The sequence below is a fragment of the Halorientalis brevis genome (genome assembly GCF_042678165.1).
GTDB lineage: Archaea > Halobacteriota > Halobacteria > Halobacteriales > Haloarculaceae > Halorientalis > Halorientalis brevis.
In genome coordinates this window covers 61654-76622 of sequence record NZ_JBHUDJ010000003.1, presented here as the reverse complement: position 1 = coordinate 76622, position 14969 = coordinate 61654, and the positions used below count along the sequence as shown (strand labels likewise).

The following is a 14969-nucleotide window of genomic DNA, read 5'->3' as shown; positions in this document are numbered from 1 at the left end:
ACAACGGGGCCAGCCGCCGGCACGCCTTACGGCGCGAGTTCGGTCGCGGCGTCGGGTCCGTACTCACGGAGGCTGTCGAGCGCGTCACGGACCTCTCGACGCGTCGGATACTGGCGCATGCTCTCGGCGATGGTCGACCCGTCCGTGTCGACGAGGCGCCAGCGCCAGTCCCCGTCCTCGGCGTGGAGTTCGAACGCGGGCGACTCGATTTCGATGACGCTCGCGTCGGTCAGGCGGTCACGGACCTCGGCCAGGGCTCGCTCTGCCGCTGGTCGGGTATCGAACGACGGGCCGCTGACGCCGAGGACGGTCCCGGCAGTATCGACGAACTGCCACTCCCAGCCGCCCTCGCGCTGGACGAACTCGAACCCGGCCAGGTCGAACCCGAGCAAGCCCGCCCCGCTGGCGAGGTCGCGGACGCGGTCGAGTTCCGCCCTGGCGCTCTCGCGGGTGTCGTGCGTCCGGTCACCGACGGCCAGCGTCGTCCGGTCGGCGTCGATCAGTCGCCAGCGCCAGTTGCCGTCCTCGTCGTCGACGCCGTCCAGCCGGAACGCCGCGGGGTCGATCTCGAACACGCTCGCGGCGCTGGCGTGGTCGCGGACCAGGCGCGCGGTCGCAGCGACGGCGTCTCGCGACGGAAACTGCTCGGTGCCGACCGCCAGTCGCTCGCGGTCGCTGTCGATGAGGTCCCAGTACCAGCGCTCGTCCGGGGGAGCGGCAGCGCCCTCGGACTCGCTCGCCGTCGTGTCGAACCGGATCGCCAGGTCGGCGATCGTGTGGACGGTCGCGTCGGCCGCGTACTCGGCGACGGCGTCGGCGGCGTCGGTGACCGCCTCCTGGCTCGGGTACCCCTCGACGCTCCGCGCGACGACGGTGCCGTCCGGGTGGACGAGTTGCCAGCGCCACCGGCGTGGCTCCGTGTCGCTGACGTACACGTGGAACAGGCCGGCGTCCATCGTCCGGACCGGCGCGTCCGGCGCGAGCAGTGCCAGCGCGTCCACGACCTCGTGGACCGCCTCGTTGCTGTCGTGACGACCCGGACTCGTCGCCAGCGTGTCGCCCGTCGCGTCGACGAGTCGCCAGTGCCACTCCGACGCGGCCTCGTAACACTCCAGGACCGGACTGTCGATCTCTACCATGTCCGCCTCCGGCGCGTGCTCTTTCATCGTGTTCATCGCAGACGCGGCGTCCTCCCGGGAGGCGTGTTGCTGGCCGCTGTCGGAGACGACCCGCCCGTCGGCGTCGACTAATCGCCAGTTCCAGGCGCCCCCGTCGGCCTCGTAGAGGTGGAAGGCGGAACTGTCGAACGTCACGCGTTCGGCCCGTTCGATCTCCTCGCTGACGCGGTCGACGGCCGCGCTCGCGGCCTCCGGCGTCTCGAAGTGGTCGCTCGGCGGGCTGCGAGCCAGCGCCCGTCGGTCCTCGGTGACCAGCCGCCAGGCCCAGCCGTCTCCCTCCTGGAACAGTTCGTACTCGGCGTCGTCGAGGACCGCCACCGTCGGGTCCGCGACGATGTCTTTCACCCGGCTCACCACGGAGCGGCCGCTCTCCTCGGAGGGAACGGCCTGCTCGCTGCGAGCGACGACCTCGTCTGTGTCGTCGACCAGCCGCCAGGTCCAGCCCCCGTTCTCGGTCTGGACGATCTCGTAGCCCGGGGCCGTGGCGGTGACGAACGGCACGTCGATGGCGCCTTCGACGACCCGACTGATCGCGTCCGTCACCGACGCCCGGCTCTGATAGCTGCCGGTCGCCTCCGCGACGGTCGTGTCGGCCGCGTCGAGCAGCCGCCACGTCCAGCCGTCCTCGCGCTCGACGCGTTCGAACCCGACCTGCTCGACGTCCATCACCGGGGCCGACTGGATCGCCTCGCGAACGGCGACGACCGCCGACTCGGCCGTCGCCCGGTCCTCGTACTCGGTGGCGCCGGTGCCGAGCACGCCGCGGGTCTCGTCGACTAACCGCCACTGCCAGGCCGAGCCGTTCCCGTACACCTCGAAGGCTCCGTCGTCGGCGTCGAGTAACGCCGCACCCGGGCCGTGCTCTTTCAGCAGGTTGACCGCCTCCTCGGCGCGTTCGCCGTCGGTGGCGTCGGCGCTCTCGGCCAGGACGACGCCGTCGTCGTCGACCAGGGACCACCGGACGGCGTCGCCGTCCGTGTAGAGGCGAATAGCAGCGTGTGTGACTTCGAGCAATCCCGCCGTCTGGACGGTGGCCCTGACGTCTTCGAGGGCCGTCTCGGCGGCCCGCGGCGTCTCGAACTGACACTGCCCGTCCGCGACAGCGGTCTGTTCGACGAACCACCAGCGCCAGCCGGTCTCACCCCGAAACACGGCGAACACGCCGTCACGCGTCTCCTCCCCGTGCAGGACTGCCGAGACGTTCGGGTCGGTGTCGTCCTCGGCGGTCCAGGCCAGGGTCTCGATCGGCTCCTCGGCCAGCAGCAGGCTTCGGCGCCCGGTGACGACCGGAACGAGGGCTGCGACGAGCGCGACGACGCCCAGGCCACCGACGTAGGCGACGACCACGGCGACGCTCTCGGTCGTCGTCCCGAACGCCCACGCTTCCGGATAGATCTGGACGAACACGAGCGTCGCGACGAGCGAACAGACAGCCCCCGCCACGGCAACGGTGATTGCCTGTCGCCTGAGCGGTAACTGCAGGACCGAACCCAGCAACAGCCCCACGCCACCGCTCGCACCGAGCCCGATTGCCCATTTGCGGAGCGCGGCCGCCGAGACGCCGACGTCGACCGCGCGTCCGGTCAGGAAGAGGCCGACCCCGCCGACCACCGCGAGCAGTCCGAGAACGAGTATCCAGTAGCCGTAGACCTCGGGTTTCGTGCGCGCTTCCCCCACGTACTTGTCGTAAACCCCGTAGAAGATGCTGTCCGGTTGAGACCCGGTTGCCATAGTATCACTGTCCGTCGATAGGCTACCTTCGCATGTTAAACGTGGTGAACGTTAAGCGATATGAGAGGTTGCTTACCTGTCGAGGCGCGCACCGGCCGCGTCGATTTCACAGACCACGGGGTCGTAGCCGGCGTCGGACAGACCCGTGCCGAGCGCGAACACGGTCTTGCCCAGCATCGCCATCGAGGCCTGGCCGTCGGCTTCGGTTACGTCGAGGATGACGTCCCTGATTTCGGGGGTCAACAGCTCGGCCTCGCGAGCGAACTGCCGGGAGGCGCGCATGAACGAGTCCATCGTCGGCTCCTTGACGACTCGCGAGAGGCTCCGCTTGCCGGCCTGCGTGAGGAGGTCCGTGTCACCGGAGATGACGTCCTCGGTCGAGAGTTCACCGAGCGTGTGATACTCGATGCGCGGGCGGGCGGGGATGCCGTCGAGCAGGTTGTCCTGTGGGCCGCCGGGTTCGAGCCTGATCGGGACGCCGCCGCGGGCCTGTGCGACCACGTCGCCGAGTCCGGTGTCGGCCTGGACCTCCGCGCCGTGAGCGATGGTAAGCAGTTCGTTCTCCGAGAGGCGGCGGTCGAACGCCTGGTTGGCTGCCAGCGCAGTCCCGAGCGCCATGCCGCCCGAGACGCCGAACCCGGAGCCGACGGGCAGCGGCGTCTCGGCGTCGACGCGGGCGGTCGCCTGGAGCGTCGAGAGGACGGTCTCGACGGCGTCCATCTCGATCGGCACGTCGTTGAGGCGAACGGACGTCTCCTCGGCGGGGCGGACGGTGACCGTCACACCGTCGGAGAGCGCCAGTCCACCGCCGCGCGACCCGGTCTTCGTCGGATCGTCGTCCCGGTGGATCGTGAAAAAGCCAGTTACGTGACCCGGAACGAACGCCGCCACTTCAGTCATATCGTGCACTCTATCGCCTGTCGGATAAATGGTTGTTGTCCCGCCGACAGGCGCGGGCGATCAACGTCGCAGCCGAACGCTGCGAGCCACGTCCGCCAGCACTTTTCTACGTCGCGCGTGACACCTCGGGTAATGGCTCGGCCGTCCCGTCTCGTCGTCGACCCTACCACGCCGCTCGTCGACGAGCGATTCACCGTTCGACTGGCGGGATTCCCCCCGAACCGTCGCGTGACCGTTCGGGCGCGGATGCCGCTCGACGGCGCCGTCTGGGAGTCCCGCGCCGTCGTCAGGACCGACGACGAGGGGCGCACCGACCTGGACGAACAGACGCCGCTCGACGGGACCTACGACCGGGCCGACGCGATGGGGCTGGTCTGGGCCGCACGCCGCACCGGCGACCGGCCGACCGCCGCGAACCGGACGAAGACCGACGGGAACGTCTCCATCACCGCTGCCCTCGAAGGCACCGTCGTCGCAACGGCCACGGTCGAGCGTCGGTTCGCCGCTGACGGCGTCACCAGCGAGTCCGTCGCCGATCCGGAACTCGTCGCCGAATTGTACCAGCCGCCGGGCGACGGCCCGCATCCGGGCGTTCTCCTGCTCGGCGGATCGAGCGGCGGCTTCCCCTCGCGGCGGGCGGCGTCGCTGCTGGCCTCGCGTGGGTTCGCCGTCCTCGCGCTGGCGTACTTCGGCGTGTCGAGTCGCCCGCGAAACCTATTGGGTCTCCCGCTGGAGTACGTCGACCGCGCCGTCGACTGGCTGGTCGCCGACGAGCGCGTGCGGGACCTGCCGCTGGGCGTCGTCGGCTGGTCACGCGGCGGCGAACTCGCGCTGCTGACGGGCGCGCGACGTGACCCCGTCCAGACGGTCGTCGCCTACGTCCCCAGTACCGTCGTGTTCCAGGGGAACGCGCTGACCGGTGATCCCGGCAGTGCCTGGACCGTGAACGGTGAGGGGCACCCATACGTTCCGCTGGAGCAGCCGCCGGGGTTCAGAACGCGGGCGGCACTCCGCTGGCTCCGCGGTCGGCCGCTCTCCGTGCGGCCGCTGTTCGAGCGCGGACTCGACGCGGCACCGGCGGCCCGACTCGCGGCCGCGACGATCCCGATCGAGGAGACCGGCGGGCCGATCCTGCTGGTCACCGGCGACGACGACCGGGTCTGGCCGGCCGACCGACTCGCCACGCGGGCGATGGCCAGGCTGGACGCCCACGAGTATCCCCACGACTACACCCACCTCCAGTTACCGGGCGCCGGCCACGACGTCAAGGTGCCCTTCCATCCCACGAGCGAGCGAGCCACCCGACCGATGCGGTTCCCGGGCCGCTCGCTCGGACTCGACATGGGCGGAACGCCGGCCGGCTACGCTAGCGCCGACGAGCAGGCCTGGAACGCCATGCTCGAGACGCTCCGAACTGGGCTCGACGCAGCACAGTGACGAGCAGTTGTGGAACGTTCCGCGACCACAGGATGGGTCAGTTCGTCGGTGGTGACGCGCCGTCGCACTGCGCCGAGATCGTCGCCGCGACGTCCGCCGGGTCGGAGACGTGCCGCAAGACGAACTCGCCGTCCGGCGACGCCAGGTGCACGCGTCCGTACGAGAACAGATCACCGGGCATCGGCTGAGCTACCGTCACGCTTCGGACGCGGTCGGTGTTACAGGACTCGACAGAGCCGAAGAGGAGGCCGCGTTTCCGGTACACCGCCTCGTCAGTCACCAGGTACCCGACGCCGGCCCAGCCGAGCAGCGGTGTGACGGCACCCATCACGCCGATCCCCGCGAGGAGGGATCCAATGAGCGTCGCAGGAGCACTCGCCGGCATCGACGGCCCGACCGCGACGTACCCTTCGCCGGCGAGCCAGACGCCGAGTCCGATCGCAGCCACGGCGAGCGCTTTCGCGACCGTCGAGAGCGCGGGGTAGACGACTGGTCGGCCGGTCCACTGGATCGTCTCCTCCGCCTCCAGTGACGCCCAGCCCGGTCGCTCGACCATAGGTACGCTGGAACAGCGAGTGCAAAAAACGCCTCGCTCCCGGTTCGGCGATCCGCGACGCGTCTCGAAACAGCCGACACGTTCAATGTATGCGGCTTAATATCCTGCAAACATGCCGACCATCAGCGCGCGCCTCTCCGAGGCGGAACTCGAGGAACTGGAGACGGTCGCCGACCTGCTCGAAGACGACCGGAGCACGACGATCAGGAAGGCGCTGGAGGAGGGACTGCAGGAGTTACGGATTCGGGAAGCCGTCGGCCGCTACCAGCAGGGCGACGTCGCCGTCAACGAGGCCGCCCGACTCGCCGGCCTCTCGGTGGCCGAGTGGCTGGACGTGGCCCGAGAACGCAACCTCACCACGCAACTGAGCGCCGCCGACCTCCGGCGCGACGCCGACAACGCCCAGGAGCTATGACGCGCATCTACGTCGACGCGACGGCACTCGTAGGCCTGGGGCAGGTCGGTGAGCTCGAACTCCTGGATGCCTTCGAAGGCACAGTCGTCGTCCCGGACGCCGTCCGCGCGGAGGTGACGACGGACCCCTCGCGCACGAACTTAGACCGGTTCCTCGACGAGAAGCCGGCCGTCACCGAGACGGTCGAGACGGAGTGGACCGACCAGGCGATGAGCGTGCTCGGCGCCGAAGCGCCCACGAGCGACGTGCGCGTCGTCGAGGGCATCCTCGAAGCGACCGACGAGGGACGCGACGAGCCTGACGCGGAGCCAGCGGCTGGACTGGTGTCGGACGATCGCCGGCTCCGGACCGTCGCGGAGGGGTTCGGCGCGACCGTGACCGGGACCTTCGGCGTCGTCGTCCGGGCCGCCACGGACGATAAGTACCTCACGACCAGTCAGGCAAAGCGCATCGTCCGTCGCATCGACAGCCACGGCCTCCACCTCACCGGCGAGTTGCGCGAACAGGCCGTCGGCGCGACCGACTAAGTTCTCACCGCTGGACGCCATACTCTCAGTCTCGGTCCGGCGAAAGAAAATCCTCTTCGTAATCGTGCGATCGGCCTTCCTGTCCGACGGTCGCCCTATGGGCTCAGACGCTGCCGGTCTGACGAGACTCGCTTCGCTCGTCTCGTTAGCTCCCAACGTCTTCGTCAGGGACTCAGACGTTGGCGATCCCGCGGGAACAGAACGGCTTCACGGATGTTGCCCAGCCCGAGCATCGTCATGATGAGGCGCTCGCCACCGAGGCCCCAGCCGGCGTGGGGCGGCATGCCGTACTTGAACATCTTCGTGTAGTACTCGAACGCCTCGGGGTCGAGGCCCTGCTGTTCGAAGCCTTCGACCAGGCGGTCGTAGCGGTGTTCACGCTGGCCGCCCGAGACCAGTTCCATCGACGGGTGCATCATGTCGAAGCCCGTCGAGATCTCCTCGTCGTCGTCGTGGTCCTTGATGTAGAACGGCTTGATCTCGCTGGGCCAGTCGGTGATGAAGTAGTGCTCGCCGACGTCCTGGCCGAGCGCGTGTTCGGCCTCCGTCGAGAGGTCGTCGCCGAACACGAGCGGCTCGTCGAGTTCGCCCGTCGCGTTGATGCGCTCGATGGCGTCCTCGTAGCTGATGCGCGGGAAGTCGCCCTCCGGCGGCTCGAACTCGTCCTGCAGGTCCAGGGCTTCGAGCTGCTCCTGGCAGTTCTCGGCGACGCCCTCGTAGGCGGCTTTCACGACGGCCTCGCAGGCGTCCATCGCCTCGGTGTGGTCGTAGAAGGCCGACTCGAAGTCGATGGAGGTCGCCTCGTTGAGGTGGCGCGGCGTGTTGTGTTCCTCGGCGCGGAAGATCGGGCCGATCTCGAAGACGCGCTCCAGGCCGGAGCCGACCATCAGCTGCTTGAACAGCTGCGGGCTCTGGTTCATGAACGCTTCCTGACCGAAGTACGTGATCGGGAACAGCTCCGTTCCGCCCTCGGTCCCCGTGGCGACGATCTTCGGCGTGTTGATCTCGGTGCTGCCGAGTTCGCGGAACTTCTCGCGGACTGCGCGCAGCGCCTCGGCGCGGATCTCGAAGATGGCCTTGACCTCGTCCTTGCGGAGGTCGAGCGTCCGGTTGTCCAGGCGCGTCGGGAGTTCTGCGTCGACCTTTCCGGAGGGGTCGAGCGGCAGTTCCGGGTCGGCCTCGGCGACGACGTCGATCGACTCGGGGACGATCTCGACGCCCGTCGGAGCGCGCTCTTCTTCGTCGACTTCGCCGGTGACGGCGACCACGCTCTCGCGGTGGACGCTTAATCCTGTGTCGACGAGGTCGTCGTCCATCTCGTCTTTCTCGAACTTGACCTGGATCTTGCCGGTCGTGTCTCGAATGATGATGAAAGCGATCCCCCCGAGGTCGCGAATCTCGTGGACCCAGCCGGCGACCGTGACGTGGTCACCTGGCTCGGCATCCGCTGTGTAGGTGCGGTCGTCCATGGAGCCAGGTATTGATGCCCGGGACTTAAGCACAGTCGTTTGCCATCGGTGTCAGCAGCCCTGGACGAACCGGCGTCTGCGCCCGGGCGATCAGTGCCGACCCCGGGCACAGCAACGGGGACCGGCCGGTCGCGACGGTACACTTTTTAATGGGTACGCAGTTGGCCCGCTATGAGCGACCGCGACGACACCATCGAACTGGACGAGCTCGACCGGCACATCATCTACCGACTGCAGCACGACGCCCGCAACACCTCGGCGAGCACCATCGCCGAAGAGATGGACGTCGCCGCCAGCACCGTTCGCAACCGCATCAATCGGTTGGAGGACGCGGGCGTCATCAACGGCTACTATCTCGACGTCGATTACGAACGGACCGGGTTCCAGTTACACACGCTCATCATCTGCAACGCCGAGATTCCCGACAGAGAGGAGTTGTCCAGAGCGGCGCTCGACATCGAGGGCGTCGTCGCGGTCCGGGAGGTGATGACTGGGAGTGAGAACGTTCACGTCGAAGTGGTCGGCCGCGACGGCGACGATCTCAGTCGCATCGGTCGCGAACTCGACGCGCTCGGCCTCGACGTCCTCGACGAGGACCTCATCCGGAACGAGTACGTCCATCCCTACGAGGGATTCGCCCCGAACGAGTGACGAGACGCTGTCGAAAACGAACGTCGGATCACGCGAGAAATGTAGAAATTCTGCGGTTCCAACAAAATAACCGGTTGTTTTATGCGGAATCAGCATCGACTAGCGATCACGTAGCGGACGAAAACCCCTGCCACCGGACGTGAGGCCCGTCCGATAGCGGCGGGTGTATCGTACAGGACCAACCAATGACGCTCGTAAAAAAAGGCCGTCCGTCCCTCGGTTGTTCGGGAGACAGCCCGACCGTCGTGGTCGTCGGTAGGAGGGCAGCCAAAGCACTCGCGGTCCACCTCGACGAAACCACAACGGTCCGATACGCCAGCAGTGACCAGCAGTTAGTTCGGCAAGCGACGAACGCCGGCCTCGACGCCGGTTGCGTCGACGAGACCGATGCCGGTAGCCTCTGTCCCGTGACCGAACACGCCGACGCAGCAGTCGTGGTCTTCGATTCCAACCGATCGACACTGCTGACTGCACAGTTGCTCCGCGTCTGTTGTAACGTCGAGGACGTGTTCGCCACCGTCACCGAACCGGCACACGTAGATGCCTTCGAAGGTACCGGAATTCGACTTCTCGATACGCAGTCGTGGCTCGCCGGGATCGTGCGCGAAGAACTCGCGCTCTCGGCGGTCGATGCCTGACGAGGCGGCTCCCGCTTTCTCTCACATATGCCAAAAGAACTCGAACGCGACCTCGGACTTGCATCGGTGTTCGCGATCAGCGTCGGCGCCATGGTCGGCAGCGGCATCTTCATCCTCCCGGCTCTGGCGCTGAAATTAGCGGGCCCAGCCGTCGTCCTCGCGTACTTCCTGGCCGCACTGATCGTGCTGCCTGCCGCACTGAGCAAAGCCGAGATGGCGACAGCCATGCCGGAAGCGGGCGGCACGTACGTCTACATCGAACGCAGTATGGGGCCGCTCCTCGGGACGATCGCGGGCGTCGGAACCTGGTTCTCGCTGACGTTCAAAGGGGCGCTCGCCCTGGTCGGTGGCGCGCCGTACATCGTCTTGCTGCTCGATCTACCCGTGTTGCCCGTCGCCGTCGGCCTCGCCAGCGCCCTCGTCGCCATCAATCTGTTCGGTGCGAAACAGACCGGGCGGATGCAGGTCGCCATCGTGGCGATCATGCTCGCTGCGATGGGGTGGTTCCTCGCCGGGTCGGTGGGGACCGTCGAGAGCGCGGGCTTCGACGGGTTCTACGCCAATGGAACCGGCGGCCTCCTGGCTGCTGCGGGGTTCGTGTTCGTCTCCTACGCCGGCGTGACCAAGGTCGCCAGCGTCGCCGAGGAGATCGAAAACCCCAGCCGGAACATCCCGCTGGGAATGCTCGGGTCGCTGGCGTTCACCACGCTGCTCTACGTGCTGGTCGTGTTCGTCCTGGTCGGCGTCACGCCGTCGCTGGACCTCGCGGGGTCTGCGACGCCGATCGCCGACGTAGCACAACTCACGCTCGCCGAACCGGGCGTCATCGCGGTCGTCGTCGCGGCGGTGCTGGCGCTCGTCAGCACGGCGAACGCGGGCATCCTGTCCTCGTCGCGGTATCCCTTCGCGATGAGCCGCGACGAGCTCGCCCCGCCGCGGCTCGCGCACGTCAGCGACCGGTTCGACACGCCGACAGTCGCGATCACGCTGACCGGTATCGTCACGATCCTGCTCATCGTCGGCGTCCCGATCATGGAGATCGCCAAGCTCGGCAGTGCATTCCAGATTCTGGTGTTCATCCTGGTCAACGTCGCGCTGGTCGCATTCCGGGAAAGCGGTGTCGACGGATACGACCCAGACTTCACCGACCCGCTGTACCCCTGGACGCAGGCGTTCGGCATCGTCGGCGGAGTCGTCTTGCTCACGCAGATGGGCTGGCTGCCCGTGGTTGGCGCAGTCTTCATCATCGGCGGCAGCACGCTCTGGTACCTCGGGTACGTGCGACCGCGCGTGCGCCGGGAAGGCGTCGCTCGCGACGCACTGCGCCGGCGGATCGGCAAGCGCGCCGTCGAACGGACCCGCTCGACGTTCGAGGCGAGTCCGGAGTACGACGTCCTCGTCGCCGTCACCGAGGAGACCTGCCGGAAACAGGAAGCAGCACTCACGGGACTCGCGACTGACGTCGCTGCGCAACGAGACGGGAGCGTCACGGTCGTCCGGTTCGATGAGGTTCCCCAGCAGTTACCGCTGGCTTCCGTGACGGACATGCAATCGCCCAGCGACGAGGCGTTCGAGAACCGCATGGAATCCGTCGCCGCGGCGACATCGGTCCCCGTCGAATACGGCGAGATCGTCAGCCACGACCCCCGACACGCGGTCGTCAACTTCGCCGACCACCACGACGCGGACCTGCTCGTGGTCGGCGAGGCCTCGCGCGGTCTCTGGTCCCGGCTGTTTGGCAGCGACACCGACTGGATGCTCCAGCACACGCCCTGTGACGTCCTGCTCGTAGACGCCGACGACGTGACCGCCGACGGCGAGGTCGCACTCGTCACCGACGAGGGGCCTTTCGAACCGGTCAAGGTCGAACTCGCCGACGCGCTCGCGAGCGCGACGGGTGCCAGCCTCGCACTGATTCAGGGGATCCCTGCAGATGCGACGGACGAACAACGAACCGCGGTTCGGACGTATCACGAGAAGTTGTGTGAGCTGTGTGACGGACCCGTGGATTCGCGCGTCGTCGAGAGCCAGAGTCCGGCCGACCTGGCGTCGTGCGCCGACAGTGCCGACCTGGTCGTCGTTCAAACGAGCGGCTCGCCGACGACCGCCCGCCGCCGAGAGCGACTGCTCGACGCCGTCGAGTCACCAACCGTGATCGTCCGCCCCAAACGTGAGAACCAGTCCGGTCTGATCGGTCGGCTGTTCGAGCGCGTCGCGTTCTAGGCGTCTTTCGCGCCCTCGACCGTCCTGCGAACGGCGTCGACGCCCTCGTCGTGGACGAGGTCGCCGACGACCACCACGTCGGCGTCCTGGGCCATCTGGTGGGCCGAATCGTAGTCGTGGATGCCGCCGCCGTAGAACAGCGTCGCGTCGTCGAGTTCGTTCTGTGCCGCAGCGACCTTCTCGGGGTCGCCGAGCATCCCGGAGTACTCGATGTAGACGATGTCCTGCCCGAACATCTGCTCGGCGACCTCGGCGTAGGCCGCGACCTCTTCGGCGTCCAGGTCGCAGTCGGCCTGCGTGTACTCCGCCACCGACGAGTCCGGGTTGAGGACGATGTAGCCTTCGGTGAAGGTCCGCGCCCAGTCGATGTCGTCGTCGAGTCGCGCCCACTCCTTGTGTGCGCCGGTCACCCAGGAGATGTCGCCGGCGTTGAACACGATCGGAATGAGATAGCCGTCGAGCGAGTCGTCGTGCACCACGGCGTTCGAGTGGCTCGGCTCGATGTAGAGATCGACGTCGTACTTGCCGCAGGCCTCGACGACGGTGGCCATTTTCTCCTCGGTCATACCGGTCGTCCCACCGACGGCGATCGCGTCGGTCCCGGTCTGACAGACGTCCTCGAAGGTCTCGCCGTCGACCAGGGTCTTGTCCGGGTCCACCTTCAACAGGTGGTCCCACTCCGTCCAGGGGCCGCTCATACGCGGTGATTCCTACCGACAGTGAAAACACTTCGGAAACGACACTGCCCCTCAGTCCGCCGCTTCCGCGCCGAGTTGGGCCTGCCACTCGCGGATCTGGTCTGCGCTGACGCCCTGGACGTCAGTCGCTACCTCGTCGGCGTCGACCCGCTGGAGGTCCTGCAGCGTCTCGACTTCCACGTCGGCCAGTTTCTCTGCGGTCCGTTCGCCCAGTCCGTCGAGGTCCACGAGGTCGTCCACCGACTGGCGCGCCTGGTACTCCTCGTAGTTGCAGATCGGACAGCCCAGTTCCCACGGCTCGTCGCCGTTGTGCACCGTCAGTTCCGGCAGGTCGTGTTCCGCACACCGCTCGTCTTCGATCTCGATGTCGCCCCGGCGCGGCAGCGGCAGCGAGTACTCGCAGTCCGGATAGCGCGTGCAGCCGACGAGGCGCGACCCGCTGCGGAGTTGCTTGATGGCGAGTTCGCCGCCATCCTCCTCGCCGCACTCCGGGCAGTCACCGATGACCTCGTCCTCGCTCTCGTCTGCCTCGTCGGCCCGGCACTGCGGGCAGCCGTGGGTGAACGTGTCCCGCCCGGCGAGCAGTTTGACGTGTTTGAGGTCGTGCTCCTCGCATTTCTCGTCGATGACCGTCGGTTCGCCCTTGCTCGGCAGCGGCAGCGTGTACCGGCAATCGGGGAAGCCGTCACAGCCCACGAAGTGCGAGCCGTGCCGGCTCTTCCTGATGAGCAGGTCTTCGCCGCACTCCGGACACGGACCGAGCGTCCGGTCGGCCTTCAGTGACTCCTGGAGGTGGTCGCCCACTTCCTCGCGCGACTCGTGGAGCGCGTCGAACACCTTCTCTAACATCTCACGGGACTCGTCGGTCACGTCGTCAAGCGTCGCCTCGCCGCTGGCGATCGCGGCCATGTCTTCCTCCAGTTCGGCCGTCATCTCCTCGCTGACGATGAGGTCCGCGAACTCTTCGGCGGCCTCGACGACGGCTTTCGCGAGCGTCGTCGGCCGCGGCGGATCCTGCTCGATGTAGCCTCGGTCGTACAGTTTCTCGATAGTGTTGTGACGCGTCGCCTTCGTCCCCAGGCCCAGCGACTCCATCTTCTCGATGAGTCGCGACTGGCCGTAGCGCCGCGGCGGCTGGGTCTGCTTGGCTTCGAGTTCGACGTCGTCGATGACTAGGTCCTCGCCCTCCTCGACGTCGGGGACGTGGTTCTCGCTGGCGCTGGAGTAGGGATACACGTCGTGGTACCCGGGTTCGACCAGACGCTTGCCGTTTGCCTTCAGCTGGCAGTCGTTGGCCTCTGCGACGACGCGCAGGTGTTCCCAGGTCGCTGGCTCCGCGACGGTCGCGAAGAAGCGCCGAACGACGAGTTCGAAGATCTCCCACTCGTCCTCGTCGAGTTCGCTCCGGTTCGGGAGTTCGCCCGTCGGATGGATCGGCGGGTGGTCGGTCGTCTCGTCGTCGCCCTCCGTGGGTTCGATATCGTCCTGTTCGAGCAGGGACGCCGCCTCCTCGTCGAACGTCGTCCCGGTGAACGCGTCCAGGAGTTCCTCGGGATCGAGATCGTCGGGGTACACCGTGTTGTCCGTCCGCGGATAGGTCATGTAGCCGGCGGTGTACAGCTCCTCGGCGATGGACATCGCGCGCTGGGCCGAATACCCCAGCGAGCCGGCGGCGCTGATGAAGGCCGTCGTGTTGAACGGGTCCGGCGGGTTGTCAGTGCGCGTCCGGCGACGGACCTGCGTGACCGTCGCGGCGGACGCTTCCTGCAGCCGCTCGAACGCCTCGTTGGCAGCCTCCTCGTCCCAGACGCGCTCGGCCTCGCTACCGTCGTCGTCGTAGAAGTACTGGGCTTCGAAGCCGTCCCCGTCCTTCAGGAGGTCGGCGAACAGCTCCCAGTAGTCCTCGGGATCGAACGCTTCGATCTCGCGCTCGCGGTCGACGATGAGCTTCAGCGTCGGCGACTGGACGCGCCCGACGGAGATGAAGTCGTCACCGAGCTGACGCGCAGACAGCGAGAGGAAGCGCGTCAGCGCCGCGCCCCAGATGAGGTCGATGACTTGCCGGGCCTCCCCCGCGGCGGCGAGGTCGAAGTCCAGATCGTCGGGATTGGCGAACGCGTCGCGAACCTCGCGTTCGGTGATCGAGGAGAAACGGACGCGCTTGATCGGGACGTCCGTCTCGTCGTCGATGATCTCGTAGGCCTCCTTCCCGATGAGTTCGCCCTCGCGGTCGTAGTCGGTCGCGATGACCGCCTCGTCGGCCCGGCGCGAGAGTTCACGCAGCGTCTGGACGATGTTTTCCTTCGTGGGCGATTTCGTGATGTCCGCGTCGATGAGTTCGACGGGCTGGACGTCGCGCCAGTCGTTGTACTCGGGGGGAAAGTCGACGCCGACGACGTGGCCGGAGAGCCCGACGACGCGCTTGTCGCCCCAGCGATAGACGTTGACGCCGTTGCGTCGCTCGGCCTCGGCGCTCCCTTCGCTCAGAATCTCGGCGATGCGCCGCGCGGCGTTGTCCTTCTCGGTGATGATCAACTCCACGGCGG

At 67.4% G+C, this 14969-nt stretch carries 12 protein-coding genes; 6 read left to right on the top strand and 6 right to left on the bottom strand.

Annotated features, from left to right (window positions below; all coding sequences use genetic code 11):
* Positions 1-26: 26 nt before the first annotated feature.
* Entirely contained in the window at positions 27-2909 is a 2883-nt protein-coding gene (locus tag ACFR9U_RS07505; protein ID WP_379814070.1) for a DUF1508 domain-containing protein, read from the bottom strand.
* 72 nt (positions 2910-2981) lie between these two features.
* Positions 2982-3809 (bottom strand): pantoate kinase, encoded by an 828-nt coding sequence (locus tag ACFR9U_RS07500; RefSeq protein WP_247375940.1) that lies wholly within the window; start codon positions 3807-3809, stop codon positions 2982-2984.
* A 132-nt stretch (positions 3810-3941) separates the two neighbouring features.
* Here ACFR9U_RS07500 and ACFR9U_RS07495 point away from each other — a divergent pair, with 132 nt between their 5' ends.
* On the top strand, positions 3942-5246 hold the full coding sequence (locus ACFR9U_RS07495; RefSeq protein ID WP_247375942.1) for an acyl-CoA thioester hydrolase/BAAT C-terminal domain-containing protein: 1305 nt from the start codon (positions 3942-3944) through the stop codon (positions 5244-5246).
* A 37-nt stretch (positions 5247-5283) separates the two neighbouring features.
* On the opposite strand, the gene ACFR9U_RS07490 is transcribed toward ACFR9U_RS07495, so the two are convergent.
* Positions 5284-5802 carry a PH domain-containing protein gene (locus tag ACFR9U_RS07490; RefSeq protein WP_247375946.1) on the bottom strand — a complete coding sequence of 173 codons (519 nt, stop codon included), beginning with the start codon at positions 5800-5802 and terminating at the stop codon, positions 5284-5286.
* 112 nt (positions 5803-5914) lie between these two features.
* Between ACFR9U_RS07490 and ACFR9U_RS07485 the strand changes: the two genes are divergently transcribed.
* Both ACFR9U_RS07485 and ACFR9U_RS07480 read left to right on the top strand, forming a co-directional pair.
* Positions 5915-6217, top strand: coding sequence for a UPF0175 family protein (locus ACFR9U_RS07485; protein WP_247375948.1), 303 nt, complete (start codon positions 5915-5917; stop codon positions 6215-6217).
* Positions 6214-6744 carry a PIN domain-containing protein gene (locus tag ACFR9U_RS07480; protein ID WP_247375949.1) on the top strand — a complete coding sequence of 177 codons (531 nt, stop codon included), beginning with the start codon at positions 6214-6216 and terminating at the stop codon, positions 6742-6744. Before ACFR9U_RS07485 ends, ACFR9U_RS07480 begins: the two co-directional genes overlap by 4 nt.
* 164 nt (positions 6745-6908) lie before the next feature.
* On the opposite strand, the gene aspS is transcribed toward ACFR9U_RS07480, so the two are convergent.
* Positions 6909-8213 carry an aspartate--tRNA(Asn) ligase gene (gene aspS, locus ACFR9U_RS07475; RefSeq protein ID WP_247375952.1) on the bottom strand — a complete coding sequence of 435 codons (1305 nt, stop codon included), beginning with the start codon at positions 8211-8213 and terminating at the stop codon, positions 6909-6911.
* 171 nt (positions 8214-8384) lie between these two features.
* Here aspS and ACFR9U_RS07470 point away from each other — a divergent pair, with 171 nt between their 5' ends.
* The 3 genes from ACFR9U_RS07470 (at position 8385) to ACFR9U_RS07460 (ending at position 11725) form a co-directional block, all read left to right on the top strand.
* Complete coding sequence (locus ACFR9U_RS07470; RefSeq protein WP_247375954.1) at positions 8385-8864, top strand: Lrp/AsnC family transcriptional regulator; 480 nt, start codon at positions 8385-8387, stop codon at positions 8862-8864.
* A 185-nt stretch (positions 8865-9049) separates the two neighbouring features.
* Entirely contained in the window at positions 9050-9502 is a 453-nt protein-coding gene (locus ACFR9U_RS07465; protein WP_247375955.1) for an NAD-binding protein, read from the top strand.
* Between the two features lie 27 nt (positions 9503-9529).
* On the top strand, positions 9530-11725 hold the full coding sequence (locus ACFR9U_RS07460) for a universal stress protein (RefSeq protein WP_247375958.1): 2196 nt from the start codon (positions 9530-9532) through the stop codon (positions 11723-11725).
* On the opposite strand, the gene ACFR9U_RS07455 is transcribed toward ACFR9U_RS07460, so the two are convergent.
* Both ACFR9U_RS07455 and ACFR9U_RS07450 read right to left on the bottom strand, forming a co-directional pair.
* A complete protein-coding gene (locus ACFR9U_RS07455; RefSeq protein ID WP_247375960.1) occupies positions 11722-12423 on the bottom strand; it encodes a phosphoglycerol geranylgeranyltransferase in 702 nt (233 codons plus the stop codon). The genes ACFR9U_RS07460 and ACFR9U_RS07455 overlap by 4 nt on opposite strands.
* 51 nt (positions 12424-12474) lie before the next feature.
* Complete coding sequence (locus ACFR9U_RS07450; RefSeq protein ID WP_247375962.1) at positions 12475-14964, bottom strand: DNA topoisomerase I; 2490 nt, start codon at positions 14962-14964, stop codon at positions 12475-12477.
* Between the last annotated feature and the right edge of the window lie 5 nt (positions 14965-14969).